Raw genomic sequence first — 26,818 nt, 5'->3', positions numbered from 1 at the left:
AACCCCTGTTCGCCAGGCTTGTATCTCGTACCACCGCATGGTGTGCTGGAGAACGGTTGCACTGGCGCGCCGTGATCGCCTCTTGAATCATCTCCACCGGATGGAGAAGCACATGAACGTGCGTCGTCTGCTCGAATCCTGGCCGGTATACCGGCAGCTCTCGGGCGCCGACCCACTGGGCCGCGGCGCGGCCGCGGAGTCGGCGAGATCAGAGGCGATGCAACCACGCACCGCAACCGCGGATCGCGTTGCCAAGTCCATTTGCCCGTATTGCGCCGTTGGTTGCGCTCAAGACGTTTTCGTCGCCCACGAGAAAGTGATCCAGATCGAGGGCAACCCCGACAGCCCGATCTCGCGCGGCCGGCTCTGCCCCAAGGGATCGGCGAGCAAGCAGCTCGTCACCGGCCCGCAGCGGGAGCAGAAGGTGCTCTACCGGGCTCCCTACGCCACCGAGTGGACGCACCTGGACCTCGACACGGCCATGGAGATGGTCGTGGACCGGGTGCTGGATGCCCGGGCCAAGGGGTGGCAGGAGCACGACGACCAGGGCAATCGGCTTCGTCGCACGATGGGCATCGCCCACCTGGGCGGAGCAACGCTGGACAACGAAGAGAACTACGTCATCAAGAAGCTCTACACGGCCCTGGGCGCGATCCAGATCGAGAACCAGGCCCGCGTTTGACACTCCGCCACGGTTCCCGGTCTGGGAGCCTCGCTCGGCCGCGGTGGCGCCACCAGCTACCCGCAGGATCTCATCAACTCCGACTGCGTCGTGATCATGGGCTCGAACATGGCCGAGGCACACCCGGTGGGTTTCCAGTGGGTGATGGAGGCGAAGGAGCGCGGGGCGAGGGTCTTCCACATCGATCCCCGGTTCACCCGCACCAGCGCCGTGGCCGACGTACATGTGCCGCTGCGCGCCGGGAGTGACAACGCCTTCCTCGGCGGGGTGATCAACTACATCCTGAGCAACGAGCTGGACTTCCGGGAGTACGTGGCCGCGTACACCAACGCCTCTCACCTGATCCGCGAGGACTTCCGGGACACGGAGGACCTCGACGGGCTGTTCAGCGGGTACGACCCGACAACAGGCACCTACGACCCCTCCACGTGGCACTACGAAGGCGTCGAGGAGGATCCGGCCGGCGCCGAGCGCCATTACGCGCGGGGCGACACACACGGGGCGGGCGGGCCGAAGCTGCACGGAGTGGCGGGCGAGGTCGCCTCCGACCCGACGCTGCAACACCCGCGGTGTGTGTACCAGGTGCTCAAGCGCCACTTCTCCCGTTACACCCCCGAGCTCGTCGAGGAGCTCTGCGGTACCCCGAAGGAGCAGTTCCTCGAGGTGTGCAAGGCCTGGACGGCGAACTCCGGGCGGGATCGCACGACAGCCCTGATCTACAGCCTCGGGTGGACCCAGCACACCGTGGGGGTGCAGTTCATCCGGGCCGGGTCGATCATCCAGCTGCTGCTGGGCAACATCGGCCGCCCGGGCGGCGGCATCCTGGCACTGCGCGGGCACGCGAGCATCCAGGGCTCCACCGACATCCCCACCCTGTTCAACCTGCTGCCCGGCTATCTGGCCATGCCGTCGGCCGGCGTACACCACGATCTGACGAGCTATCTAGAGAGCATCTGCGGCGGGGAGAACCAGAAGGGCTTCTGGTGCAACGCCAACGCCTACATGGTGTCGCTGCTCAAGGAGTACTGGGGCGAGAGGGCCACGCCCGAGAACGACTTCTGCTACGACTACCTGCCGCGCATCAACGGCGACCACGGGACGTACCGCACGGTCCTCGACATGATCGACGGCACGGTGTTCGGCTACTTCCTGGTCGGCCAGAACCCGGCCGTCGGGTCGGCGCACGGCCGGCTGCAGCGGCTCGGGATGGCCAATCTGGACTGGGTGGTGGTCCGCGACCTCGCCATGATCGAGAGCGCCACCTTCTGGAAGGACTCACCCGAGATCGAGACCGGTGAGATCGTCCCGGAGAAGTGTCGCACCGAGGTGTTCTTCTTCCCCGCGGCCTCGCATGTGGAGAAGCCGGGCTCGTTCACCCAGACCCAACGGATGCTGCAGTGGCGAGACAAGGCGGTGGAGCCCACCGGTGACCAACGCTCTGACCTGTGGTTCTTCTACCACCTGGGGCGCCTGCTGCGGGAGCGGCTGGCCGGGTCGACCGACGATCGCGATCGGCCCCTGCTGGATCTCGCCTGGGACTACGAGATGGAGGCCGGTGACGAGCCGTCCGCAGCGGACGTCCTGAAGCACATCAACGGCTACGACCTCACCACCGGACAGCTGGTGGACGGCTATCTCGACCTCAAGGCGGACGGCACCACGTCGAGCGGCTGCTGGATCTACAGCGGCGTCTACGCCGGCGGCGTCAACCACGCGGCCGACCGCAAACCGCGATTCGAGCAGGACCACACCGCCCTGGAATGGGGGTGGGCGTGGCCCTACAACCGGCGGATCCTCTACAACCGCGCCTCGGCCGATCCGCAGGGCCGCCCGTGGAGTGAGCGCAAGGCGCTCGTCTGGTGGGACGAGGACCGCGGCGAATGGACCGGCCATGACGTGCCGGACTTCGAGCGGACGAAGCCGCCGAGCTACCGGCCTCCCGCGGGCGCCTGGGGCGTGGAGGCACTGCGCGGCGACGACCCGTTCATCATGCAGGCCGACGGGAAGGGCTGGCTGTTCGCACCCCGGGGGCTGGTCGACGGCCCCTTCCCCACGCATTACGAGCCGCACGAGTCGCCGGTGCGCAACCCGCTCTACACACAGCAGGCCAACCCGGCGCGTCTGGTGTACGCGCGCAAGGACAACCCGTCCAACCCGGCTCCGCCCGAAGCGCACACCGACGTCTTCCCCTACGTGCTCACCGCGTCCCGGCTCACCGAGCACCACACGGCCGGGGGGATGAGCCGCACGCTGTCCTACCTCGCGGAGCTGCAGCCCGCCTTGACCGTCGAGGTCTCGCCCGAGCTCGCCGCCGAGCGAGGGCTGACCCACCTCGGCTGGGCACACGTGATCACCAGCCGCACCGCGGTGGAGGCCCGGGTGATGGTGACCGACCGGCTGGCGCCGCTGCGCGTCCAGGGCCGGACCCTGCACCAGATCTGGCTGCCGTTCCACTGGGGCGCGAGTGGGCTCGTCACCGGGGACGGCTTCAACGACCTGCTCGGGATGGTCCTCGACCCGAACGTCTACATCCAGGAGAGCAAGGTCGCCACCTGCGACATCCAGCCCGGTCGCCGGCCCCGTGGGGCCGAGCTGCTCGGCTACGTCGCCGCCTATCGCGACCGCGCCGGCATCACGGCCGACACCGGTGCACAACTCGTCACCGCGCGGGCCGAGGAGGAGCCATCGTGAAGCGCGACAACAGCCTCCGCGGCCCCCTGCACGACGTCGCGGGCGACGCGGGTCATGTCGACCATCCGCCGCGGGTCGGGTTCTTCACCGACACGTCGGTCTGCATCGGCTGCAAGGCCTGCGAGGTGGCCTGCAAGGAATGGAACGACGTCCCCGACGACGGGTTCGACCTGCTCGGCATGTCGATGGACAACACCGGCTCACTCGGCGCCAGCACCTGGCGGCACGTGTCCTTCGTCGAGCAGCCCGTAGCGCTGGGCACCCAGAGCGCCGGGCTGGCCGGGCTGCCGACCGGTCGATCCGCAGGTGACGGGCCTGCCGAGATCGTCGCGAGCAGACTGCGCGCGGCCGAGCGGGGTGGCGCCGAGCTCGGCACGTCGCCACTGGACGTCGCCACCGCGCCCGCGGACCTCGGCATGCCGGCGTTCCAGCGGCCGGGTGACGACGCGGGCGCGGAGAGCCGCACCGATTTCCGCTGGCTGATGTCGTCGGACGTGTGCAAGCACTGCACGCATGCCGGTTGCCTGGACGTCTGTCCCACCGGCGCCCTCTTCCGCACCGAGTTCGGCACCGTCGTCGTCCAGCAGGACATCTGCAACGGCTGCGGCTACTGCGTCTCCGGCTGTCCCTACGGCGTGATCGACCGGAGCATCACCCTCGGCACGGCCAACAAGTGCACGCTCTGCTACGACCGTCTCCACGACGGCCTCGAGCCGGCGTGTGCCAAGGCCTGCCCGACCGACTCGATCCAGTTCGGCGAGCTCGACGAGCTGCGCGAACGTGCGGCGAGCCGGGTCGAACAGCTGCACGAGCGAGGCGTGCCCGAGGCCCACCTCTACGGCGCCGACCCGGACGACGGTGTCGGCGGCACGGGCGCGATCTTCCTGCTGCTCGACGAGGCCGAGGTCTACGGCCTTCCCCCGGACCCTCATGTCCCCACACGTGATGCCGTCGCGATGTGGCGCAGCGCAGGCGCCGCCGCTGCCGCCTTCCTCGCCGCGGGCATCGCGGCGTTCGTCAGGAGCCGTCGATGACCGAGCACCGCTCCGCCCCGCGCGCGGCCACCACACGCAGCCCTGGTCACGGTGGCACGCGTGAGCAGCCGATGGTCCCGAGGGCGGAGTTCCGCTCCTACTACGGCCGCCCGGTGCTCAAGGCGCCGGTGTGGGAGTGGAAGGTTCCCGCCTACCTGTTCACCGGCGGGCTCGCGGCGGGGTCCGCTGTGCTCGCGGCCGGTGCGGACGTGACGGGCCGGCCCAGCCTCCGGCGGGCGGGACGGCTCGGCTCCGCCGCCGCGCTGGCCGCAAGCGCCATCTTCCTGGTGGGCGACCTCGGCCGGCCCGAACGCTTCCACCACATGCTCCGCGTCGCGAAGCCCACCTCCCCGATGAGCATCGGCACGTGGATCATCACCGCCTTCGGCCCCGGCTCGGGTCTGGCCGCGGTCGACGAGCTGATGCCGGGTCGCTGGCGTCGGAGCCTGCTCGGCAGGCTCGTGCACGGCCTTGCCCGCCCGGCCGGCATGTCCGCGGCACTGGTCGCGCCCGGACTCGCGTCCTACACCGCAGTGCTGCTCTCGCACACGGCTGTGCCGGCGTGGAACGAGGCCCGCCTGATCCTCCCGTTCGTCTTCACCGGATCCGCGGCGGCCAGTTCCGGCGGCCTCGCCATGGTGTTGACGCGGGTGGACGAGGCAGAGCCCGCACGCTGGTTCGCGGTCTGCGGAGCGGCAGCGGAGCTCGCGACGTCACGGCTGGTGGACACCCAGCTCGGCTTGGCCAGCGAGGCCTACACCACGGGGCAGGCCCACCGGTGGCGCCGCCGCTCCGAGCTGTTCACCGCCGCAGGCCTCATCGGCACCCTTCTCGGCGGACGCCGCAGCCGGACGGTGGCCATGGCCTCGGGGCTCGCCCTGGCCGCGGGCAGCGTGTTCCAGCGCTTCGGGGTGTTCGAGGCGGGCGTCGAGTCGGCCAAGGACCCGAAATACACCGTCGTGCCCCAACGCGAGCGACTGAACCGCAGCCGATTCTGATTCTCGGGGTACGAGCGGCCCCTTCTGCCGGTAGGTCCGTGCCGCTGTGCCGTTCGTACGGACGCCCATCGCGCTCGGTTTGCCGCCCCGATTCCCGGGCATCCGTCGGGAACGGCGGGGATTCACGAGCGGAGTTCGCGATGAGGCTGCTGGACCGGTTGCTCAAGCCGACCGTCGATCGACTGCTGGACGAGCGCATCGAGGTGGAGGGGCTCGAGGCCCTCTACCGCTATCGCGTCCACAGCGATCCGGCCCGGCTGCACATCGACCCCACCGCGGTCGTCAACAACGCGATCTTCAACACCGGCGGCGGCCACATCACCGTCGGTCCGTACGTGTTCTTCGGCCACAACGTGTGCGTGCTCGCCGGCGTGCACGACGTCAACAAGTTCGGCCTCGAGCGGCAACAGGCCATTCCCCGCAGCGGTTACGACATCGACATCTGCGAAGGCGTGTGGCTCGCGACCAACGTGCTCGTCGCCGGACCGGTGACGATCGGTGCGCACGCCGTGGTCGGCGGAGGGTCGATCGTGCGCAAGGACGTCGAGCCCTACAGCGTGGTGGCGGGCAACCCGGCGAGGTTCATCAAGTACGTGAGCCGCCCCGCCGGTGAGAACCCGCAGGGCGGCTGACGCAGCTCAGTCGACCAGCGCGACCGCCCGGGTCGGGCCGCCGTGGGCACCCTGGAGCTTGAGCGGGAACCCGACGAACGTGAACCGCGTGTTCACCACCCGGTCCAGGTTCGCCAGGTTCTCGTAGTGGGTGATGTGCTCCCGGCGGCACATCATGTGGCAGGGGTAGCTCGTGCTCACCGGGTTGTCCGGGGTGGGGCTGTCCACGCCGAACGTCTTCACCCCGCGTCGCACGATCCATTCACTGGCCGACTCGCCGAGCCCGGCGAACTCGGTGAGGTAGCGCTTGTCGCCCGCGTACCGGTTCCAGGTGGCTGTGTGGAAGAGCACGATGTCGCCTCGGCGGACCTCCACCGGCGACTCGGCCTCCACCCTGTCGAGATCGTCCGCGGTGATGTCGGTCTGGGGCTTGAACTCGCTGACGTCCAGGCACACGGCGGTTCCGTAGAACAGCTCGAGCGGCATCTTCTCGATCGTCTCCGCCGACGGGTCGGGGTCCAGGTGCGAGAACGAGTCGACGTGCGTGGGTCCGTTGTCGTTGAGCATGAACCCGGTGGTCTGGAACGAGAAGCCGCTGTCGAACCGCGGGGCCGTCTCCTCGTGCGTGGCGTGCTCGAACTGCACGGTCTTGAGGTGGCCCGGGTAGACCTTCATTCCCTCGTAGATGTCCTGCGACAGGTCGATGATGTTCATTCCACTCCCCCAACCTCGGCGGACTAGTACATGACGACGCCGGCGCTGACGTTCACATCCTCGCCGGTGATGGCCACGGAGGCGTCGGAGGCGAGGAAGGCGCACGTCCGCGCCACCTCGTCGGCCTCCACCAGCCGGCCCAGCGGGGACGACCCGGTGAACACGGCCAGCGCCTCGTCCTCGCTGATCCCGCGCGCGGCGGCCTGCTTGCGGATGACGTCCTCGATGCGCGGCCCGGCGACCGCTCCGGGACAGACCGAGTTGGCCCGGATGCCGTACGGACCGAGCTCCAGGGAGAGCGTGCGCACCAGCCCGATCACGCCCATCTTGGACGCCGCATAGGGCGTGCGGCCTGTCAGCGGTCGCTTCCCCGTCATCGACGAGATCGCGATCAGGCTGCCCGCCCGGGCGCTGATCATCGACGGGACGAACGCCCGGAAGGTGAGGAACACCCCGTCCAGGTCGGTGGCCACGCAGTCGCGCCACTCGTCGAGGGTGATCTCGTGCAGCGGCGCCGTGGGGCCCGCGACTCCCGCGTTGGCGACGACGGTGTGCACGGGGCCGATCGCGGCGGACGCTTCCGCCATCGCCGCCACCGACGACTCGTCCCGCACATCGCAGGCCAGCGCCACCGCCGTGCTGCCTGCCTTCTCGACCTCGGCGACGGTGTCGGCGAGCGTCGCCGGGTCGCGGGCCGTGACGGCCACGTCGAACCCGTCGGCGGCAAGTGCCACCGCGATCGCCCGTCCGATCCCTCGGTTCGCCCCCGTGACGACCGCGACGCGACTGCTCACGCTCCCCCGCTTCCTCCGGCCTTCGGCCGATCGTCATCAACCATGCATCATCGAGCGGCCCGAAGGGCAGAGAGAATGCGCTCCGGGGTCATCGGCAGCTCCGTGAGGCGGACACCGAGCGGCGCCAGCGCATCGTTCACCGCGGCGTTGAGCGCGGCGGGCGCCATCATCCGGCCGCCTTCGCCGCCACCCTTGATGCCGTGCGGCGTGTACGGCGACGGCGTCTCGACGTGGCCGATCGTCAGCTCGGGCACCTCCATCGCGGACGGGATGAGGTAGTCGAGGTAGCTCGAGGACAGCAGCTGCCCGTCCTCGTCGTAGACGAACTCCTCGTAGAACGCCGTGCCGATGCCCTGTGCCGTGCCGCCGACGATGTGGCCGGCCAGCGACCGCGGGTTGACCAGCGTGCCGCAGTCGTGCACGGCGACGTAGGAGAGGATGCGGACGGCTCCCGTCTCCACGTCGACCTCCACCACCGGCACGTGGCAGGCATGCCCGACGAACGGGTAGAAGACGCCCAGGTCCTTCCGGTCGGCCGACGGCATCGTGGTGTAGGGGTGGTCGTAGACCTTGCTGTCCTCCAGGCCCGACTCCATGTCGTCGGGGAAGCTGTGCTTGAACAGGTGCAGCATCACCGCGATCTCGGCCAGGCTCTTGCGCTGCTCGGGCACGCCCTTGACCTGGAACCCGCCGTCGACCCACTCCATGTCGTGGGGGTTGGCCTCCAGCAGGTGCGCGGCCGCCCGCAACGCCTTGGCCTTGATCTTCGCCGTGGCGCCCTCCACGGCCCCGGCCAGCATCACGGTGGTGCGGGAGCCGCCGGGGCCGGTGGCCGGCAGACCGTTCTTGCTGCCCTGGTAGACGACCGCGACGTCGTGCGGGTCGCAGTCGAACTCCTCGGCGACGAGCTGCGCGACCATCGTCTCCGGGCTGTTGCCCCAGAACGCACACGAGTAGAGCGTGGCGGTGATGCCACCGGTGGCGTCGACCTTGAGCGTGACGCTCTCGGGCATGCTCGTGACGGGCGCGCCCGGCTCGTCGAACCAGAACCAGAACTCGGTGGCCGAGAAGACGCTGCGCTCCTGGGCGGTGATCAGCCCGATCCCGATGTGGCGGCCCTGCTCGCGGGCCTTCGCCTGCTCGGCACGCCAGTGGTCGTACCCGGACAGCTCCAGCGCCTTGGCGAGCACCGCGTCGTAGTCACCGGAGTCGTAGACGTTGCCGGTGGGGATGAAGTGCGGGAACTCGCGGATGAAGTTGCGCCTGCGGATCTCCACGGGGTCGATGCCGAGTTCGCGCGCGGCCTTGTCCACCATCTGTTCGAGCATCCAGTTGTTGACCTCGGAGCCGAAGCCGCGGTAGGCGCCCTGCTGGTTCTTGTTGGTCAGCGCCGCGCGTACGCGGTACCGCACGCTGCCGATCGTGTACGGGCCGACGACCTGCGCGAGCGCGTTGCCGTGGTGCCCCACGCCGAACTGGATGTAGGCGCCGTAGTCGTCGATCGTGTCGATCCTGATGCCGCGCATCGTCCCGTCGCGCATCATCGCGAGTTCGACCTCGTACACACGGTCGGAGCCGTGGTGGTCGCAGTTGGACATGTTGTCCACGCGGTCCTCGAGGAAGACCACGGGCTGCCCGACCGCTCGCGAGCACATCCCCGCGATGACCAGCGGCTTCGTGACGAACAGCTTCGAACCGAAGCTGCCGCCCGCGGGCACCTGCCGGACGTCGAGCTTGTTGGCGGGGATCTTCAGGGTGGCCGCCGCCATGAACAGGTAGCTGGTGAAGCTCAGCGAGTTGGTGTGCACGGTGAGCTCGCCGGTGGAGTGGTCGAAGTCGGCGATCGCCCCGACGGTCTCCAGGGGCTGGCCGCCGGAGCGGTGCCAGCGCAGCCGATCCCTGACGATCACGTCGGCCTCGGCGAAGTCGCGCTCGACGTCTCCGAAGTCGAATGTGCGCTCGTAGGCGCAGTTCGTACCCAGCGACTCGTGCACCAGTGGAGAACCGTCGAGCAGTGCGGCCTCCGGGTCGACCACGGCGGGCAGCGGCTCGTACTCGACGTCGATCAAAGCGAGCGCGTCCTCGGCCAGATACCGGCTGTCGGCAACCGCGACAGCCACGCCCTCACCGACGTAACGCACCTTGTCCACGGCGAGGCAACGCCAGACGTGATTGGCGGGGTCGGGCCCGAAGTCGGGCAGTGGGTCGGTGAGCTCGGCGGCCTGCGCGCCGGTGATCACGGCGTGCACCCCGTCGAGCGCGGCCGCGGCCGACGTGTCGATCGAGACGATGCGGGCGTGCGGGTGCGGGCTGCGCAAAACGGCGGCGTGCAGCATCCCGGGCGTGACGAGGTCGGCGATGTAGCCGCCACGCCCGCGCAGGAACTTCGGGTCCTCGACGCGGCGGATCGACTTGCCGACCCACGTGCGGGTCTCGGCATGGGTGCGCACGGGTGGGGCGGCGGACGAGCGGTCGGCGGTGGTCACGGCGTCTCCTCGCTCACGCTCGTCGCGGCGGTCGGCCGGGTCGGATCAAAGGACTGTTCGCCGCGCATACGCCCTGCCGCGGCCATGACGGCCTCGGTGATGAACTGGTAGCCGGTGCAGCGGCACAGGTTGCTCGCGATTCCCTCGCGCACCTGTTCGGCCGTCGGATCGGGATTCTGCTCCAGGATCTCGCACGCCCGCATGAGCATTCCCGGCGTGCAGTAGCCGCACTGCAGGCCCTGCTTGTTCCAGAACTCGTCCTGCAGTGGGTGCATGTCCTGCCCGGTGGCCAGCCCTTCGACCGTGCGTACCCGCGCTCCGTCGGCTTGCACGGCGAACGTGATGCAGGACCGGACGCTGCGGTCGTCCAGCAGGACCGTGCAGGTGCCGCAGACGCCGTGCTCGCATCCGATGTGGGTGCCCTTGAGCCCCAGCCCGTCGCGCAGGAAGTCGACGAGCAGCGTGCGCGGCTCGACGTCGGCCGTGTGCGCGCGACCGTTGACGGTCACCGTGATGGTGTGCTTCTCCGTCATCCCCCGCTCACCTCCTGTCCTGGGCGCGGGCGAGCGCCTGTTCGACTGCCCTGCGGACGTGGACCCTGGCCAGCTCGATCCGGCTGCTGGATCCCGCGTGCACGTCGCCTGCCGGAGTGAGGCCCTCGACCGCCGCATCGGCCGCAGCGGCGGCGTCCGGGACCGCGCCCTCGAGCACGCGCTCCGCGGCCGTGGCACGGATCGGGACCGGCGCGACGCCCGTGAGTGCGATCGAGGCACGGGAGACGTGACCGTCGTCGATCTCGACGAGCGCGGCCACCGCCACGACGGCGAAGCTGCCGTGCGTGCGGGCGAACTCGACGAACGCGTGTCCGCCGCGCCGGTGGGGCAACCGCACCGCGACGAGGATCTCGTCGGGCGCGAGCGCCGTGCTGAACGGGCCGCGGAAGAACTCGGAGGCGGGGATGACACGACGGCCGCCCGGACCGGCGGCGACGAGGTCGGCGTCCAGTGCGAGCGCCACGGCCGGAAGCTCGGCGGCCGGGTCGGCGTGGGCGAGGCTGCCCCCGACCGTTCCGCTGTTGCGGATCGGCCGGTGGGCCACGAACCCCACGGCCTCGGCCAGCAACGGTGCGGCCAGCGCGACCTCGGGTGAGTCCTCGACCGCCGACTGCCTGGTCATCGCCCCGATCACCAGGGTGTCACCGTCGAGCCGGATCTCGTCCAGCTCGGGGACCCGCCGCAGGTCGATCAGGTGCCCGGGCTGGGCGAGCCGGAAGTTCATCAGCGGGACGAGGCTCTGCCCGCCGGCGAGCACCCGCGGCTCGGCGTCGGCGTGCTCGACGAGCAGCGCCACCGCCTCCTCCACGGTGGTCGGCGCGGCGTAGCGGAACGGTGGGGGCTTCACGACGTCCTCCGGGACACAGCGGCCTCCTCGACGCGGTGCGGACAGGTGGCGCACGGACGGCTGTGAGCGCGGTCACGGCACTGCGCCGATCCTGCGCCCGACCACCCACGGGCGGCCATGTGTGTCACCCCGGTAACCCCGGAAGGACGCTGGGTGCCCACACACGGCACTGAGCGGCGTTGGCGGCGTGCGCGACCCCGCTGACGACGACCATCCACGACAGCAGCGAGGCCGGCATCCGTCGCGGCCACATGTGCACTGTCGCCACCCGAGGTGTGGCGGGCAAGACCCGCTGGGGTGCTCCCTGCGCGGGCTCACCGGTCGTACTGTGCTGGACATGACCACCGGCACGTCCCCGGTCCACGGCGGAACCGACCGGACGGCGGCGGCGCGTGACGCCGCCGACCGGATGGCTACCGCCGCCACCACCTGGCTCGAGGCGCTGGACGCCGAGCAGAAGGCCAGTGCCCACTGGGCCGCCCCCGGCTCCGACGCGGAGACCGAGGCGGAGCGGCTGCGCTGGTACTACACCCCCACGGACCACGGCGGGCTACCGATCGGCGCGATGCGCCCGCACCAGCAGAGGCTCGCGATGCAGCTGGTCGCGAGCGGTCTCTCGACCCCAGGCTACGTCACCGTGGCCACGGTTCTCGGCCTGGAGAACGTGCTGGACCTCGCGGAGGGCTGGGTGGTCGACTGGGGGCGCGAACGCGGCCGCGACCCGGGGATGTACTACCTGCGGGTGTTCGGGGAGCCGGGCGGGCACGCGCCGTGGGGGTGGCGGTTCGGCGGGCACCATGTGTCGCTGAACAACCTCGTCGTCGACGGGGCCGTGCGCTCGACCACGCCGTGCTTCCTGGGCACCGACCCGGCGACGTCGCCGCTGCTGGGCGGCACCTCGCTGCGACCGCTCGGCGCCGTCGAGGACCTCGCACGGGAGCTGGTCCGGTCGCTCTCCCCCGGGCAGGCGGCCCGTGCGGTGCTCCTCCCCCGGGCACCGTCGGACATCATCGGAGGCAACCGCGCCCGGATCACCCACGGCGACGAGATGCTGCCGCTGACCGACATCTGGCGCAACCGCCTCCAGAACGAGCTGGCCGACCGCGTAGCGGAGATGAACTCGCGCGCCGAGAACGCCTCGGGCCTCGACGCCTCCGACCACACCGCGCTCGCCCTGACCACGACGCCCAAGGGACTGCCCGCCGCCGAGTTCGACGCCGGCCAGCGTGAGCTGCTGCGGCGGCTGCTCGCCACCTACGTCGACCGTGTGCCCGAGGGTCTCGCCCCTCCCCCGCTCGACGACGCGGCGCTCGACGCCGTGCACCTGGCATGGGCGGGCCCGACGGAAGCAGGCAAGCCGCACTACTACCGGCTGCAGGGCCCCGGCCTCCTCGCCGAGTACGACAACACCCAGCGCCAGGCCAACCACGCACATTCGGTCTGGCGCGACCCGGAGGCCGACTTCGGCGTTGACGCGCTGGCGGCGCACCGGGCCGCGCACCACGGCGGTTGAGACATTCCCCGGCCGCGCACACCTCGTGGCCACCGTGCACATGTCAGGACGTGTGCGGCGGGGCCATCAGGTGTGCGCGGCCCCTCGATCCCGGAAGCGACGCTGCGGGGCCCACCCTGCGAGGGTGATCGACAGCGTGTTGCCGTTCTCGAACGAGGTGGCGCGCGTGGACAGCCGTGCCCATACCTCGTTCGGCCCGCCGAGGATGCTGGCGGCGCCGACCATGGTCAGCCCTTGATCTTGAGCAGGCGCGACGCCGTGGCGCTGCGGATGAGCTCCTTGTCCTCGTCGCTCAGTCCACGGACGCCGTCGATCTGGCCGAGCGGGTCGTAGTGGCCCATGTCGAAGGGGTAGTCCGTGCCGACGACGACGTGGTCGGCCCCCATCTGCTGGACCAGGAACTCCAGGTGTACGGAGTCGAAGACCAGGCAGTCGACGTAGACCTGCTTGAGGTAGGTGCTCGGTGGCCGCGTGATGTGGTGGCGACCCTCGGGGCGCAGCTCGTAGGAGTGGTCCATCCGGGAGGAGTAGAAGGGCAGGAAGCCACCTCCGTGCACGAGGCAGAGCTTCAGCGCCGGGTACTCCTCCAGCACTCCGCCGTGGATCATGCGAGTGATCGCGACGGTGGTGTCCAGCGGGTTGCCGACCACGTTCGTCATGTAGTACTTCTGCAGCCGCTCGCCGTGGGTGAACCCGTTGGGGTGCAACATCACGACGACGTCGAGCTCCTCCACCTTCGCGAAGAACGGCCGGTAGCGCGGGTCGTCGAGATCGAGCCCGAAGACGTTGGTGTTGATCTCGACGCCGCGGAAGTCGAGCTCCCGGACGCAGTACTCCAGTTCCGCGATCGCCGACGACACGTCCTGTAGCGGAACGGTCGCCAGCCCGACGAAGCGGTCGGGGTTGTCGTGGACGATCGAGGCGAGGTTCTCGTTCTGCATCCGCGCGAGCCGGCGGCCCAGCTCCACGTCGGTCCAGTAGTAGTACTGCGGCGGGGCCACGGAGATCGCCTGAATGTCGATGCCCATGGCGTCCATGTCGGCGATGCGGACGGCCGGGTCGGTCAGCTTGGGCACGATCTCCGCCATGTGCCGGCCCTGGTACTCGTTGGTCTCCGCACCCGCCCAGTAGGAGAACGGTTCGTACTCGGGCGACATCAGACCCGCGACCAGCTCCTGGCAGGCAGGAGTGACGACGTGGGCGTGGATGTCCACCGTGCGGCCGTGGGAGCCGGTCATACGCGTGTCCTCTCGGTCGGTAGGTCGAAAGTCATCGATCCGAACCTATTGCGCGAACGGGCCGGTCGTCCGACCCGGCGGCCCTGGCCTTGCCCGGATCAGGTGACGCGCATGTCGGCGGAGTCCCCCGGTTCGCGCAGCCCGAAGGCCAGGGCCGGGTCGCCGGGCACCCAGTCACCACGGAACTGCGCACCCTCGCCCAGGTCACGGTTGCGGTGCAGCAGCGCTCGACCCAGCTCCAGCCGGCCCGGCTCCCACGCCCGCAGCGCCGCCTCGACGTCGCCGTCACACCCGACCAGCGCCTCGGAGAGGGCCCACACGTCGTCGGCACCCTTCGCCGTGGCCGCGGCGGCGTGCGGACGCACCGTGAACGCCGCGTCCCCCACCAGGCAGACCCGCCCGAACGCCATCCGCGGCACGTCGACATCGATCATCACCTGCACGAACGGCGCCGGGATTCGGTCCACCACCTCCGTGAACGCCGGAGGCAGACCGTCCGCGGCATCGCGCAGCTCCTCCACGTACTCCTCACGGACCGCGCCGGGAGGCAGCGACACCTCGCGGTGGCGGCCCGTGCGGTCGGTGAGCAGATCGGCCAACGGTTTCCCGTCCGGCACGTTGCGGTACCAGACCAGGTTCATCAGCCGCTTCCCCCGCTCGACCGCGCCGTCGTAGTGCGGGATCGGGTAGGTGAGCGCGTGCGTTCCCCCGGGCGCGAAGTAGCTCAGTGCGTCGTCCAGCGCGGCCACCGTCTCCGCCGGCAACGCCTGCTCGTCCACCACCCCGCGCCACCCGACGTAGCCGCCGTAGCACTGTTCGACATCCGGCAACAGGATGCGGCGGGCCAACGAGGAGACCCCGTCGGCCGCCACCAGCAGATCCGCGCCGGCGGAGCAGCCGCCTGCGAGTGCGAGCTCGACCCGGCCGTCGCGCTGCGCGATACCCACGACCTCGTGACCGAGGTGGTAGCGCGCGCGGCCGAACGCACCCAGCAGAGCCCCGTACAACGTGTTGTAGCCGGTGAACCGGTGCCGCCTCTCCAGCTCCGCGAGCACGGCGCCGTCGGCGTCCAGGTAGCGGTGGAACCGGGCGGACGTGCTCACCGTGGCCAGGTCGAGCAGCGCGTGCTCCAGCAGGTAGCGCGCGGTCATCGGGTGCAGCACGAGGCCCACGCCCCGGCCCTCGAGCGGGACGTCCGAGCGCTCGTACACGTCGACGTCACAGCCGATGTCGCGCAGCACCAACGCGGCGGTCAGCCCGACCAGCGAGCCACCCATCACGGCGACCTTCGGACGCGTCTTCACGAGCGGTCCCGCGTGCCCGGCGCAATCATGGCTACGACCTCCACGTGTGTGCAGCGAGAGGCCGGCATGACGAGGAGGTAGCCACATCTTCGGTGACATCGACCCCTTCCGGGGGGATCAGGACAGCGAGCCGTTGCCCGACTGGGTGCGGGAGATGGCCGCCTGCGTCGACCTGCAGGAGCTCGCCGAGCGGGTGGTCGTCCGGGACATCACCGTCGCCTTCCCGCGTCTGCAAGGAGACGCGGACTTCGCCGAGCACCTGCGTTCGAGCGTGCGCGAGAACCTGCACGTCCTGCAGCAGGTGCTGTGCGGGCGGCTGGCGCTGGCCCAGGTGCACCTCGAGCAACCGCTGGAGTTCGCGCGCGTCCAAGCCCGCCTGCGCATCCCGCAGACGGCGCTGCAGCGTTCCTACCGCGTCGGTTTCGTGACCATGTGGCAGGCGTGGGCGCAGCATCTGCGGGACGTCGCCGAGGCGAAGGACGTGCCGCGCGAGGAGGCCACGGCGGCGCTCGCGCGGCTCACGACCATGATCTTCGCCTACCAGGACCACGTGGCGTCGCAGGTAGCAGAGCAGTACGCGCGGGCCGACGACGCCCTCAACCGGTCGCGCGCCCACGTCCGGCACGGCCTGGTGCGCGAGATCCTGCGCACCGAGCTCACGTCGCTGCCCCCGTCGGACCTGCTCACGCTCGACTACGACCTCACCGCCCACCACGTCGCCGTCGTACTGCCCGCCGTCGCCGAGGGCACGGCGACCCAGCTGCTGGTCGGTCTGCGGGCCGCCACCGGCGTCCGGCACAGCCTGCTCCACCCCCTCGACCTGCGCTGCACGGCGGTGTGGCTCGGGCTCCCGCGGACCTGGCCCCGGCGCACCATCGGGCAGCTGCGCGAGGTGCTCGAGACCGCGGGCGTGGAAGCCTCGCTCAGCGACCCGCTGCGCGGGCTGGCCGGCTTCCGCCGCGCGCTGGAGCAGGCACAGGACGTCGAGAAGGTGCGTGCGGCATGGGGCCGCAGCCAGGCGCCGCCGGTGCTGGAGCACGGCGACGTGGCGCTCGAGATCCTGCTGCTTCGCGAGCCCGAACGCGCTCGCGGCTTCGTGCGGGCGGAGCTGGGCGCCCTCGCCGACGACACGGCGGAGGCGGCCCGGCTGCGCGAGACGCTCGACGTCTCGTTCCGCCTCGGCACCCACGTCGCCACTGCGGAGCGGCTGCAGCTGCACGAGCACACGGTCCGCAACCGGCTGCACCGGGCCGAGGAGCACCTCGGGCACCCGCTGCACGAGCGCCGCACCGAACTGCAGGTCGCCCTGCGCCTGCTGCGGCTGCTCGGCAACGAGCGGTAGCACCGGCCTCGTCCTCATCCTCCGGCCAACCGCTGCAGCACACCGAAGACGCACGCCGTGTCCTCGTGCACGCGGTCCTGCGCGACCGCGGCCTGGTAGAGCATGGCCGCCACGGAGAACAGCGGGGTCGGGCTCGCCACGCTCGCGGCGAGCTCGGCGATCAGGGCGTTGTCCTTCTGCATCGTCGCGACGGTCGCGGTGGCATCGGCGTACTGCCCGGTCATCATCAGCGGACCGCGCACCGCGAGCATCCGCGATCCGCCTGCCCCGTCGCCGACCGCGGTGAGCACCAGGTTCAGGTCCAGGCCCGCGCGCTCGGCGAGCAGCAGTGCCTCCGCGGCGGCCGCGTTGTGCACCGCGACGAGGAGGTTCGCGACGAGCTTCATGGTGGTGCCCTGCCCGAAAGCGCCGAGGTCGTACTGCGCCCTGGTGAAGGCCTGGACGACCGGCATGGCCTGCTTCTTCGCCGCTTCGTCGCCGCTGAGGTAGGCGACCAGGTCACCGTCGCGCGCCTGCTGACCCGTGCCGCTCATCGGGCAGTCGAGCAGCGTCGCGCCCCACGCCTGCGCACGGTCGTGCCCGTCCCGCTTCGCCCGGGCCGAGAGCGTGCTCGTCTCCACGACGACGAGCCCCGACCGGCCGCCGGCCCGCATGCCACCCTCGCCGTCCAGCACATCCATGAGCGCCCCGGCGCTCGGCAACGAGGTGACGACGACGTCGGCGCCGCGGGCCACGCCTGCCGCGCTGTCGCACACCGTGCCGCCGCGCGCCTCGTGCTCGGCGCGCCGCCGAGGATCGATGTCGAAGCCGAGAACCGGGAAGCCGGCCCCCAGCAGGTGCGTACTCATCGCCGAACCCATGACCCCCATGCCGACGACGCCGACCGGCTCCTGCGGCACCGTCAGGCTCCCGCCCCGCTCGACCTGATGGCGGCGTTCACCTGGGGCATCACCTTCGTCGCCATCAGCTCCATCGACAGCTTCGCCAGGTCGGGATCCACCCAGTCGAGGCCGGCGTAGACGAGCTCGCCGAAGTCGCCGGTCTGCTCCCGGAAGGCGAGCACCTGCTCGGCCACGGAGTCGGGTGTCCCCGCGATCACGAGGTCGTCGAGAACGCGGTCGAGGGTGACCGCGTCGTCGGGCTCGTCGTTGTCGTGCTTGAACAGTGCGAGTCGACCCAGCGCACGCATCTTGGCGAGCATCTTCCCGTAGTAGAAGCGGTACGGGCTGTCGGCGTCGGCGCGCCCGTACCGCTCGGCCACCGCAGCGTCCTCGGCCACGAAGACCGTGCGGGCGATGCGCCAGTCCTCGCTCGCCGCGGGCGCGCCGGCCGACTCCTTGCCCTGCACGTAGTTCGGCCAGTGCGTGGCCACCCACTGCGGCAGCAGGAAGTTGGCCGACAGCGGGTGGAAGTCGCGCGCCCCCATCGCTATGACGCCCTTGGAGAACGGCGCCACGACCGTGCCCACGATCTCCGGGCGCGGCTGCTGCAGCGGCCGCCCGACGATCCCGACGCCGAGCTCGTCGTCGTACGTGGTGGCTGTCGTGACGGTGAACCGGTTGCCGGGCAGGTCGATGTCGTAGGGCGGGTCGAGCTCCCACATCCGCAGGATGATCTCGATGGCCTCGCCGAACAGCTGGTTGCGGTCCTCGCCGAGGATGCCGAGCACCTCGGCGTCCGAGGGCAGGGCGCCGGGGCTGACGCCGAGGATGAGACGTCCACCCGACAGGTGGTCGAACATCGCGGAGTGCACGGCCACGAGCGCCGGGTGCTGGTGCGAGAGGTTCGTCGTGCCGGTGGCGAGCTTGATCCGGTCGGTCTCCGGAACGAGCGTGGCGAGGAAGATCAGGCTGTTGGTGATGTTCTCGTGGCGGTCGGTGAGATGCTCACCGATGAACGCGTCGTGGAAACCCAGCCGGTCGGCCAGCACGACCGCCTCCCGGTCCTCCCGCAGCGTCTCCGCCCACTCCCGTCCTCTCGGATGCATCGGCATGGCGAAGTAGCCCAGTCTCACGGCGCTCTCCTTCGGCAGCGGGTCCGCGGTCACGTCGAGCCAAGGCCGGGGAGCGTCCGGACGCAGTGGCGGCCACCGTGAAGTTGGCCGACGGCCGATGACGTGCTCCGTGAGCCGTGGCAGCGCGGTCACGGCACCTGCCACCCGGCGTGCGCTCATCTGACGCCTTCCGACATCCCCATCGACGCGCGCTGCGCCATCGAGCTCGGCGTCATCGACATGGTCGTCGGCCGCGTCCCCCAGGACGAGCTGTCCGATCTGCGCCGCCGCTTCGAGACCAGGGATCGAGCAGGGGGATCCGGATGCGGCGAGCGCGGCCGTCTACCACTACACCCGTCTCGCGAAGCAGCGTGTGCACCAGATCCTGGCGCAGACGGGTGGCCGGCTCTGACGTGACGGGCAGCGCGCCGGCCCCACTCGGCCGATTGACCCTGCCCTGCCGCCACACGCACTGTCGGCAGCAGAGCTGAAGGGAGCAACGATGCAACTCAGCGAAGATCGCATCCTGACGACCCACACGGGGAGCCTCCCCCGGAGCGCGGAGCTCGAGGACATCCTGATCCGCAAGGAACGCGGCGAGACCGTGCCCGACGACGAGTTCGGTCGGGTCGCGCACCACGGCGTCGACCACGTCGTCGGTGAGCAGATCGACGCGGGTGTCGACGTCATCAACGACGGCGAGCAGCCCCGCGTCGGCTTCCAGACCTACGTCGCACTGCGCATGTCGGGGTTCGGCGGCGCGAGTTCCCGCCCGGCGTTCGCCGACTTCGTGCGCTACCCCGACTACGGCGAGCTGTGGCAGAAGCGCGGCTGGGTCACGTCGAAGGTGTTCGACGCCCCGCAGGCCGTCGCGGAGGTGCAGTACACCGGTCTCGGCGAGGCCGAGCAGGAGTGCGATCTCTTCCACCGGGCCAGCGATGCGCGCCACGGGCAGTACCGCGACCGCTTCATGACGGCGGCCTCCCCCGGCATCGTCACCACCACCATGCTCAACGGCTACTACGACTCACACGAGAACTACGTGCGCGCGGTGGCCCGTGAGCTGCGCAAGGAGTACGAGTTCATCCACGGCCAGGGCTTCCTGCTCCAGCTCGACTGCCCTGACCTCGCGATGGAGCGCGTCGGGTTGTTCCAGGACGATCCGCTGTCTCGTTTCCTGGAGGTCGTCGAGCTCCACATCGACGCGATCAACGAGGCCGTCCAGAACATCCCACCGGAACACCTGCGGCTGCACGTCTGCTGGGGCAACTGGGACGGCCCGCACGACAACGACGTCGCACTCGCCGACATCCTGCCGCTGCTGTACGAGGCGCGCGTCGGAGCGTTGTCGCTCGAGCTCGCGAACCCGCGCCATTACCACGAGTACGAGGCGTTCAAGCGGCATCCGCTTCCGGACTCGATGGTGCTCATCCCCGGCGTCGTCGACGTGAAGACCAACTTCGTGGAGCATCCGCAGGTCGTCGCGGAGCGGATCCTGCGCGCGGTCGACGCGGTCGGCGACCGGACCAGGGTGATCGCAAGCACGGACTGCGGGTTCGGGACCTTCGCCGGATGGACGCTGGTGGCTCCCACCGTGGCCTGGGCCAAGCTCCAGGCACTGCGGGCGGGCGCGGACATCGCCAGCCGCGAACTGTGGGGCACCTGAGGGGTCGACGAGGCCGCGCTACGGTCGCGGTGCTGAGCTCTTGACTTCATGTGCACATGAACCGGCACCGTCAGCGCATGGATCTCACCGTCACACGGGTCGCCAACGCGTGCGTCCTGCTCGAACTGAACGGGCACACCGTCCTCACCGACCCGTGGTTCACCGAACGCTGGTACCTGCGCCGCGGCGAGTCACTCGGCCTGCCCGTCGCCGACCTTCCGCCGTTGACGGCCATCGTCGCCACCAGCTTCGCGGCGAACCACTGGGACCTGCGCGCGCTGAAGGAGTACCGCCACAAGGACTCCACGCCCGTGTACGTCAGCGCAGGGCTGATGGTGCGCCAGGCTCGCGCCCTGGGATATCGGAACGTGGAGCAGCTGCGCTGGGACGAGAAGCGTGAAATCGCACCGACGCTGTCGATCGAGGCCGTTCCCGCCGGACGAACCCTGATGTGGCGCAACAACGCCTACGTGCTCAGCAGCGGGCCGACACGCGTCTTCTTCGGCGGCGAGATCGAGGACGTGGGACTGCTGGAGCGCTACCGCACCCGGGCTCCAGCGGTGTCCGTGGCGCTGCTGCCGGTCAACGGGCTGCGGCCCGTTCTCGGGCCATCGCTCGTGATGGGACCGAGGGAGGCGGTGGCGGGCGCGAACGCGTTGGGCGCGCGTGTGCTCGTTCCCGTCCACGACGCCCACGCCGACGACCCGCTCTCCCTGATCTTCCGCCGCCACGGGTCGGGCGCGGACGCCAAGGCCCTCGCGGCCACGGCATCGTCCGGGCTCGAGGTCGTCTGCCTGCCGCCGGGGGAACGCTGGGAGTACGAGGCGCCGGCGCCCCGCGCCTAGCCGGCGTTCTGGGGTGCGGTCACCACCATGGAGTCCTCCGCGGAGACCCCCTTGATGAAGACGGAGAAGTCCTTCAGCCGCATGAACAGGTCCTCGAAGTGGCCGCAGACCTTGGCACCTCGGGCGTGGTCGTGCATGACGAGCACGCCGTGCAGGCCGAGCGCGGCGCCGTAATGGTCGCCGGGCTGGTCGATGCGGGTGGGGATCGTGAACTGCATCTCGCGCCTGTCGACCAGGAGCAGGCTCGGGCAGTTGGGCAGGAACGGTATGAGGCGCAGGTCGATGTCGACCTTCGCCCCGCGGATGCGGTCGGCCGACGCCTTGATGTCCAGGATGCGCTGACAATGCTCGAAGATCTGCTCGTCGCCCGCCATGTCATCGCGGGTGAGGATGATGCCGTGTTGCTGGCTGGCCGTCTCCCGGCTCTTCACGCCGTTGTAGATGTCCAGTGGCCGCTGCACGTACCGGCGGTAGACGAGGCGCGGCAGCGACGCGTCATGGGCGTTCAGCCGGTCCGTCAGGATCGTCTCGATCGCTGACAGGTACTCGGAGCGCTTCGCCGGCGGCTGGCGGGTGAATCCCGGGCCCTCGTCCGGCGGCGGCGAGTAGTCGCCGATGACGAAGATGCTGTTCCGCGCCTGCCGGACGGCCGCGGTCGCGGTGTCATAGCCCAGCTGCCCTCGACGGCCGCGCCCGTTGCGGCGCGCCTCCTCCACGAAGTAGACCGCCGCGTGGACATAGTCCAGGTGCGCCTCGAGCTCCTCGCGCAGCTGCGCATGGTGATCGTCGATCTCGCTCTTCACCGCGGCCAGCTGCTGGGCCGCCGCCTCCTGGGCATCGTGCAACGCGGTGGCGGCCTCGAACCGGAGACGGGCCACCGAGATGCCGCTCACCACGGCCAGGCCGGCGGCGGCGAGCATCAAGGCGCCGAGAGACGGGTCGTTGTCGATCAACGTGTCCAGGCCGAACCCGATCGCTGCACCGGCGACCACCAGGAAGATGTCTTTTGCCGTTATCCGCTGCCGAGTCTCACGCAACCAGTCGCCAACAGAAGCGCCGCTCAAGTCCGTGTGCTCCCCTCCGGCCGAACAATCCGCTCAGCCGGCGGCTGAAACGCGGAACCAGCAGCGAAGTAACCACGCCTTTCCTGCACGTCCCGGAAGCGCTCCTGGGTGCGCTCCGCGACCCTGGCGAGGAGGCTGCGCTCGAGCGGCCCGAGGGCCAGCACGCCGGTGTCCCAGTCCGTCGCCCGGAATCCGATGGGCGCGGCCCCCTCGGGAGCCGCGTCCTGCTGACGGTCCCGCATCCGGCCCACGACCAGCAGGGCGTCACGAGACCCGGTGAGGCTGCGGGTGCCGGTACCCGCTCCGCCGAGGTTGTTCCTGGGCAGGTTCAGGTGGGCGAGGCGCCAGCGGTCGAGGTGAAGCCCGATCGACCGCGCCTGGCTTCGCACGAGTCCCGTGCCCGGGTCGTGCGCGTCGTGCATCCCGGCGACGGTCTCGCGCAGCTGGGGGTACAGGTCGCGCATCAGGTGGTAGTGCAGGCCGACCGAATGGCTGCCACTGGTCAGGCCCAGGTTCTCCCGAATCTCGTGGTAGTCGCTGCACCGGAGGTTGTCGGCAAGCAGGCCCGCAGCGACGACAACGGCATCGAGCAGCCGGTCGGCACGCCGGAGGACCGGTAGCGACGCCATGCAGTCCTTCGCCTGCAGGCGGCCGATCGCCACCTCCAGATGGTCGTTCACAGCCTCGATCAGGATCTCGGGGATCTGGTGGGCCGTACGGAACTGCAGGAAGACCGTTTCACTGTCGTGGGGGGGGGGGGGCGCGGGCGCCGGCCCCCGCCGGGGGGGGGGGGGGGCGCGGCCGGGCCCCCCCCCCCCCCCGGCGCGCCCCCCCCCCCCCCCCCCCCCCGCCGCCCCCCCCCCCCCCCCGCGGCCCCCCCCGCCCCCCCCCCCCCACGACCGCGCGGATCGCGTCGGGCCGGACGAACTCGCGGTACGGGGCGGGAGCGCCCTCCACCACGGCGTACTCCAGGCCGGTGCGCTGGAGCATCAGGTAGTTCAGCAGGTCGAGAGTGAGCCGTTCACGCAGCTGCGGATCGAGGTCGATGCGTTCGACCAACGGGATCAGGAGCTCGTTCAGCTCCGCCTCCGCCTCGTACAGGCGCTTCCAGTTCGGCGAGGTGGAGACGTCGATGCGGTGCCCGTCGCCGCCGGGCTGGAGATCGTCCGTGACGTCGCGCATCCGCCACGCGAGGTCCACCCACGTCCTGCCGAACGCCTCCAGCCACTCCGTCGCCCGCGCGACGACGGGCGGGTCGTCCCCCGCGCAGGACCGCCGCAGCACGGCGGTCACCTGCTCCAGCGCGACCAGGGCTATCTCGATGCCCTGGAACAGCGCACGCACAGCCTGCCAGGCCGATCCCGGGGCGAACCCCTGCCTGCTGCGTGCCACGGCGAGAAGCGCGGGTATGGACTGCAGCTCGTCGTAGGAGTCGGCGATCGGACCGAGGGAGTTGGAGACAGCGCGCCGTTCGTCCACTGTGGTCCCTCGCTCTACCCCGTCCAGCGAGCCCTGACGGCTGACGACCCGACCCGGACAAGAGTAGCCGGACGAGCACCGACCGTGCATCAGGCAGGAATTCGCCCGTCCCCGCCGGACGGGCGGCTCCGCGCACCGGGACATTCGACGTACCCGCCACGGGACACGCGGCCGGGTAACTGGCGTCAAAGGCGCGAGTCGCACATCTCGGGAGTTTTCTAGGGTGACGGCGTGACGCCCCGTACTTCTCCGCCCTTCCGAGCCGACCACGTCGGAAGCCTGCTGCGCCCGCCGGAGCTCCTGCGCGCACGGGCCGACCGCGCCGAGGGCCGGATCACCGCGGCCGAACTACGCGTGGTCGAGGACGCCGCCATCCTCGGCGCGGTGCGGATGCAGGAGGAGCTCGGGCTCCACGCCGCCACCGACGGCGAGTTCCGCAGGACGTTGTGGCACATGGACTTCATCCACCAGCTCGGCGGCATGACGACCACCGACGGCATCCGTCCGGTGCGCTTCGAGAACGCCAAGGGCGTGCTGGAGTGGACCCCGGCCGCGCTGCGGGTGGCCGAACGCCTGCACCTGCGGCACACGATCTTCGGTGACGACTTCACCGCGCTGCGTGCGATGACCACCACCGCCGTGGCCAAGCAGACCATCCCGTCCCCGAGCATGGTCCACTACCGCGGCGGGCGCGCCGCCATCGACGAAACCATCTACCCCGACATCGACCAGTTCTGGGACGACCTGTCCGCGGCGTACGCCCAGCAGGTGCGTGGGCTGTTCGAGCTCGGCTGCCGCTACCTGCAGCTCGACGACACCAGCCTCGCGTACCTGAACGACCCGAAGCAGCGGGCGCTGCTCGCCGACGAGGGCGGAGACCCACAGACCCAGCACCTGGTCAACATCCGTCAGATCAACGCCGCCCTGCGCGACCGCCCCGACGAACTGACCGTCACCGTTCACCTCTGCCGGGGCAACTACCGCTCGTCCTGGGCAGCAGAAGGCGGCTACGACTACGTCGCCGAGGCACTGTTCACCGAACTCGAGGTCGACGGCTTCTTCCTCGAGTTCGACGACGCCCGCTCGGGCGGGTTCGAACCACTGCGGTTCCTGCCCCCCGAAAAGGTCGTGGTGCTCGGCCTGGTCACCACCAAGCACGGACGACTCGAGAGCAAGGACGATCTCAAACGCCGGATCGATCAGGCCTCGAAGTACGTACCGATCGAGCAACTGTGCATCTCCCCGCAGTGCGGGTTCTCCTCGACCGTCGACGGAAACGACCTGACCCGCGACGACCAACGCGCAAAGCTCGCACTGCTCGTCGAGACGGCCGACGAAGTCTGGGGGTGACGGCGTCCCCCACCGCCGTACCGGGTACGAGGCCGGTCGCATAACGGCCGGAACACGACATCGGCCCGAGGTATCACTCTCCGTGTCCGCGTGACGACTCCGTCGACCGGCTCCGCGAAGCCGGGATCGTGTCGCCGGAAGGGCGCATCGCTCGAGTGGACGAGCGGTGCGCCCTTCCGTTCGTGTCGGCCCCCGACGTAGAGACGAACCCGACCTGGGATACGGAGCAGCACAGGCAGGCCCGGCCTCGTGCGAGTGGAGCAGGTCCGCGGGCGTGCCGTCGCGGGCCTTGCCGTGAACCGTGCGGGTTGCGGAAGCGGACCGTCACAGGCGGCCCGCCGGCACCGCAGGACCGCCGGTGTGCGGCGGCGACGGCGCCGCACACCGCCCGGCAACGCGCGCAGGCGGCGCTCGATCCACGGAGATCTACCCATTTCTTCGAGGAAAGCAGGATTGCACGGGAAGCCCTCTCGATCTCATCTTGTCGAAACGGGCCCGTTCACGGTGGTGATCCAGACCCCGTCGCGGTGGTTCCGACAGCGGAGCGACGGGCGCGCCTTCTGCCCGTGCCGGCAGCGCCGAATGGGCCCACAGATATCCGATCAATTGCGCGGACCTGACCTTTCCTCGCGACTGACCAGAATCACGGACGATCGAATCGATGATCTTTTCCGCTCCGTGTCCACCGTTCGAGAAATTGCCTGTGCGATACGTGAGGTTTGCTGCCTCCTGGGAGTGGGACGAGTACCCTGCTCTCGGTCACGTGACTCAAAACGTAACTACTCAGACAACAGTCATCGTCACCGACAGTGCGGCCGCTGATATCCCGTGAAGCCGATCGTCGGGCGGGTCGCCGGTGAGATCGCTATTTGTTGACGAAGAGGAGCGACGTGGGTTTCGACCGATCTCGACCCGACCCCTCAGATCATTGCGAATCAGAACGCGTGCTCGCCGGGCCCACGGTGCAGCAACGCAGAGAGCTCGCGGCGAGCTCGAGCATCCGGGGGATCGATCTCGTCCACGACGGCGCGGCACATGCGCACAACATCGCAGGTAGAGCTCATGCCACTGGCCGCAATCCGGCCGGGTCGCGCTGACCGGCCTCGCGTGACATGGTGTGGGGACAGTTCCACGAGACGGCCGCGAGGGCAGTCGACCGGCGTTTCTCCACAGCTGATCGAATCCTCACCGGAGTCGTCCACATCGGTCCGGACGGCGCACGATCCACATGCGCCGCAGTCGGGCCAGGAGCCGCCGGATGGCCACCCACGCAGTTATGCCAACCGGGAATGGATACGGAAGAGATCGCGTTGGACAGCTTCGGGTTGAACGTTGTACTACAGCAGCACGGGCAGGGATCCGCACCGGCGCAGTTCAGCCATCCGGCTGCTGCCGATGCGAGGGGACCTGCCGAGAAGTACGCGTTCGGGCAGAAGTATGACCACCACGAACTTCAGTCCGACTTCTGTGGGGGGTTCGGACTCGAGGCCGCCTCATGAGCAGAGGTGGACCCTGAGCCCGAAAATCTTGTTCAGCGCCTCGGGGAGGGCGGAGTGATGCAGCAGTTTGGGGATGCGAAGTGGAGTTATGTGACGCGGGGGGTCGTGGATCGG

Annotated in this window: 22 protein-coding genes; 10 read left to right on the top strand and 12 right to left on the bottom strand. The window is 70.0% G+C overall.

What is annotated here, in order from left to right; all coding sequences use genetic code 11:
• Positions 1-112 precede the first annotated feature (112 nt).
• The 4 genes from fdh (at position 113) to MMF94_RS40985 (ending at position 6,037) form a co-directional block, all read left to right on the top strand.
• A complete protein-coding gene (fdh, locus tag MMF94_RS41000) occupies positions 113-3,373 on the top strand; it encodes a formate dehydrogenase (protein WP_241042905.1) in 3,261 nt (1,086 codons plus the stop codon).
• A complete protein-coding gene (locus MMF94_RS40995) occupies positions 3,370-4,407 on the top strand; it encodes a 4Fe-4S dicluster domain-containing protein (protein ID WP_241042904.1) in 1,038 nt (345 codons plus the stop codon). Before fdh ends, MMF94_RS40995 begins: the two co-directional genes overlap by 4 nt.
• The gene (gene nrfD / locus MMF94_RS40990; RefSeq protein WP_241042903.1) at positions 4,404-5,405 is read left to right on the top strand and encodes an NrfD/PsrC family molybdoenzyme membrane anchor subunit; all 1,002 of its coding nucleotides are present in this window, start codon (positions 4,404-4,406) and stop codon (positions 5,403-5,405) included. Before MMF94_RS40995 ends, nrfD begins: the two co-directional genes overlap by 4 nt.
• Before the next feature lie 140 nt (positions 5,406-5,545).
• Positions 5,546-6,037, top strand: coding sequence for an acyltransferase (locus MMF94_RS40985; RefSeq protein ID WP_241042902.1), 492 nt, complete (start codon positions 5,546-5,548; stop codon positions 6,035-6,037).
• A gap of 6 nt (positions 6,038-6,043) precedes the next feature.
• Here MMF94_RS40985 and MMF94_RS40980 read toward each other — a convergent pair whose 3' ends face one another.
• Genes MMF94_RS40980 through MMF94_RS40960 form a run of 5 tightly spaced genes read right to left on the bottom strand, consistent with a single transcriptional unit; the run spans position 6,044 to position 11,411 of the window.
• On the bottom strand, positions 6,044-6,730 hold the full coding sequence (locus tag MMF94_RS40980) for a cyclase family protein (protein ID WP_241042901.1): 687 nt from the start codon (positions 6,728-6,730) through the stop codon (positions 6,044-6,046).
• Between the two features lie 23 nt (positions 6,731-6,753).
• Entirely contained in the window at positions 6,754-7,524 is a 771-nt protein-coding gene (locus tag MMF94_RS40975; protein ID WP_241042900.1) for an SDR family NAD(P)-dependent oxidoreductase, read from the bottom strand.
• A gap of 47 nt (positions 7,525-7,571) precedes the next feature.
• Complete coding sequence (locus MMF94_RS40970) at positions 7,572-10,010, bottom strand: xanthine dehydrogenase family protein molybdopterin-binding subunit (RefSeq protein ID WP_241042899.1); 2,439 nt, start codon at positions 10,008-10,010, stop codon at positions 7,572-7,574.
• Positions 10,007-10,543: a (2Fe-2S)-binding protein gene (locus tag MMF94_RS40965; RefSeq protein ID WP_241042898.1), complete on the bottom strand. Its 537-nt coding sequence runs from the start codon at positions 10,541-10,543 to the stop codon at positions 10,007-10,009. The genes MMF94_RS40970 and MMF94_RS40965 overlap by 4 nt, the downstream gene beginning before the upstream one ends.
• Positions 10,544-10,550: 7 nt before the next feature.
• Positions 10,551-11,411 (bottom strand): FAD binding domain-containing protein, encoded by an 861-nt coding sequence (locus MMF94_RS40960; protein WP_241042897.1) that lies wholly within the window; start codon positions 11,409-11,411, stop codon positions 10,551-10,553.
• A gap of 337 nt (positions 11,412-11,748) precedes the next feature.
• On the opposite strand from MMF94_RS40960, the gene MMF94_RS40955 reads away from it, so the two are divergent.
• Positions 11,749-12,924, top strand: a complete 1,176-nt coding sequence (locus MMF94_RS40955) for a DUF3500 domain-containing protein (RefSeq protein WP_241042896.1) — start codon at positions 11,749-11,751, stop codon at positions 12,922-12,924.
• 66 nt (positions 12,925-12,990) lie between these two features.
• On the opposite strand, the gene MMF94_RS40950 is transcribed toward MMF94_RS40955, so the two are convergent.
• The 3 genes from MMF94_RS40950 to MMF94_RS40940 all read right to left on the bottom strand — a co-directional run bounded on the left by MMF94_RS40950 (position 12,991) and on the right by MMF94_RS40940 (position 15,466).
• Complete coding sequence (locus tag MMF94_RS40950) at positions 12,991-13,149, bottom strand: hypothetical protein (protein ID WP_241042895.1); 159 nt, start codon at positions 13,147-13,149, stop codon at positions 12,991-12,993.
• A gap of 2 nt (positions 13,150-13,151) precedes the next feature.
• Positions 13,152-14,162, bottom strand: coding sequence for an amidohydrolase family protein (locus MMF94_RS40945; protein ID WP_241042894.1), 1,011 nt, complete (start codon positions 14,160-14,162; stop codon positions 13,152-13,154).
• A gap of 98 nt (positions 14,163-14,260) precedes the next feature.
• Entirely contained in the window at positions 14,261-15,466 is a 1,206-nt protein-coding gene (locus MMF94_RS40940; protein WP_241042893.1) for an FAD binding domain-containing protein, read from the bottom strand.
• Positions 15,467-15,599: 133 nt separating this feature from the next.
• On the opposite strand from MMF94_RS40940, the gene MMF94_RS40935 reads away from it, so the two are divergent.
• Positions 15,600-16,808: a PucR family transcriptional regulator gene (locus MMF94_RS40935; protein WP_241042892.1), complete on the top strand. Its 1,209-nt coding sequence runs from the start codon at positions 15,600-15,602 to the stop codon at positions 16,806-16,808.
• A gap of 14 nt (positions 16,809-16,822) precedes the next feature.
• Here the strand turns inward: MMF94_RS40935 and MMF94_RS40930 are convergent, their stop codons facing one another.
• Entirely contained in the window at positions 16,823-17,707 is an 885-nt protein-coding gene (locus MMF94_RS40930; protein WP_241042891.1) for an NAD(P)-dependent oxidoreductase, read from the bottom strand.
• Between the two features lie 2 nt (positions 17,708-17,709).
• Positions 17,710-18,822 carry an LLM class flavin-dependent oxidoreductase gene (locus tag MMF94_RS40925; protein ID WP_241042890.1) on the bottom strand — a complete coding sequence of 371 codons (1,113 nt, stop codon included), beginning with the start codon at positions 18,820-18,822 and terminating at the stop codon, positions 17,710-17,712.
• A 481-nt stretch (positions 18,823-19,303) separates the two neighbouring features.
• Here MMF94_RS40925 and MMF94_RS40920 point away from each other — a divergent pair, with 481 nt between their 5' ends.
• Both MMF94_RS40920 and MMF94_RS40915 read left to right on the top strand, forming a co-directional pair.
• Positions 19,304-20,467: a cobalamin-independent methionine synthase II family protein gene (locus MMF94_RS40920; RefSeq protein WP_241042889.1), complete on the top strand. Its 1,164-nt coding sequence runs from the start codon at positions 19,304-19,306 to the stop codon at positions 20,465-20,467.
• A gap of 77 nt (positions 20,468-20,544) precedes the next feature.
• Positions 20,545-21,312 (top strand): MBL fold metallo-hydrolase, encoded by a 768-nt coding sequence (locus MMF94_RS40915; protein ID WP_241042888.1) that lies wholly within the window; start codon positions 20,545-20,547, stop codon positions 21,310-21,312.
• Here MMF94_RS40915 and MMF94_RS40910 read toward each other — a convergent pair.
• Together MMF94_RS40910 and MMF94_RS40905 are read right to left on the bottom strand one after the other, a co-directional pair.
• Positions 21,309-22,304 carry a hypothetical protein gene (locus MMF94_RS40910; RefSeq protein ID WP_241042887.1) on the bottom strand — a complete coding sequence of 332 codons (996 nt, stop codon included), beginning with the start codon at positions 22,302-22,304 and terminating at the stop codon, positions 21,309-21,311. The genes MMF94_RS40915 and MMF94_RS40910 overlap by 4 nt on opposite strands.
• A gap of 68 nt (positions 22,305-22,372) precedes the next feature.
• Entirely contained in the window at positions 22,373-23,056 is a 684-nt protein-coding gene (locus MMF94_RS40905) for a hypothetical protein (RefSeq protein ID WP_241042886.1), read from the bottom strand.
• A 488-nt stretch (positions 23,057-23,544) separates the two neighbouring features.
• Here MMF94_RS40905 and MMF94_RS40900 point away from each other — a divergent pair, with 488 nt between their 5' ends.
• Together MMF94_RS40900 and MMF94_RS40895 are read left to right on the top strand one after the other, a co-directional pair.
• Positions 23,545-23,805 carry a hypothetical protein gene (locus MMF94_RS40900; RefSeq protein WP_241042885.1) on the top strand — a complete coding sequence of 87 codons (261 nt, stop codon included), beginning with the start codon at positions 23,545-23,547 and terminating at the stop codon, positions 23,803-23,805.
• Between the two features lie 281 nt (positions 23,806-24,086).
• A complete protein-coding gene (locus MMF94_RS40895; RefSeq protein WP_241042884.1) occupies positions 24,087-25,205 on the top strand; it encodes a 5-methyltetrahydropteroyltriglutamate--homocysteine S-methyltransferase in 1,119 nt (372 codons plus the stop codon).
• The last annotated feature ends 1,613 nt before the right edge of the window (positions 25,206-26,818 follow it).

The organism is Pseudonocardia alaniniphila (assembly GCF_022524485.1).
GTDB classification, from domain to species: Bacteria; Actinomycetota; Actinomycetes; order Mycobacteriales; family Pseudonocardiaceae; genus Pseudonocardia; species Pseudonocardia alaniniphila.
Note: the sequence above shows the minus strand (reverse complement) of the source record. Positions and strands in the feature narration are given on the sequence as shown.

What these genes read in the sequence shown, in the direction of transcription:
- MMF94_RS40945 (WP_241042894.1), bottom strand. Translation starts at nt 14,162, where the DNA reads ATGACCGGCTCCCACGGCCGCACGGTGGACATCCACGCCCACGTCGTC.
- MMF94_RS40920 (WP_241042889.1), top strand. Translation starts at nt 19,304, where the DNA reads ATGCAACTCAGCGAAGATCGCATCCTGACGACCCACACGGGGAGCCTC.
- MMF94_RS40915 (WP_241042888.1), top strand. Translation starts at nt 20,545, where the DNA reads ATGGATCTCACCGTCACACGGGTCGCCAACGCGTGCGTCCTGCTCGAA.
- nrfD (WP_241042903.1), top strand. Translation starts at nt 4,404, where the DNA reads ATGACCGAGCACCGCTCCGCCCCGCGCGCGGCCACCACACGCAGCCCT.
- MMF94_RS40950 (WP_241042895.1), bottom strand. Translation starts at nt 13,149, where the DNA reads ATGGTCGGCGCCGCCAGCATCCTCGGCGGGCCGAACGAGGTATGGGCA.
- MMF94_RS40985 (WP_241042902.1), top strand. Translation starts at nt 5,546, where the DNA reads ATGAGGCTGCTGGACCGGTTGCTCAAGCCGACCGTCGATCGACTGCTG.
- MMF94_RS40955 (WP_241042896.1), top strand. Translation starts at nt 11,749, where the DNA reads ATGACCACCGGCACGTCCCCGGTCCACGGCGGAACCGACCGGACGGCG.
- MMF94_RS40965 (WP_241042898.1), bottom strand. Translation starts at nt 10,543, where the DNA reads ATGACGGAGAAGCACACCATCACGGTGACCGTCAACGGTCGCGCGCAC.
- MMF94_RS40980 (WP_241042901.1), bottom strand. Translation starts at nt 6,730, where the DNA reads ATGAACATCATCGACCTGTCGCAGGACATCTACGAGGGAATGAAGGTC.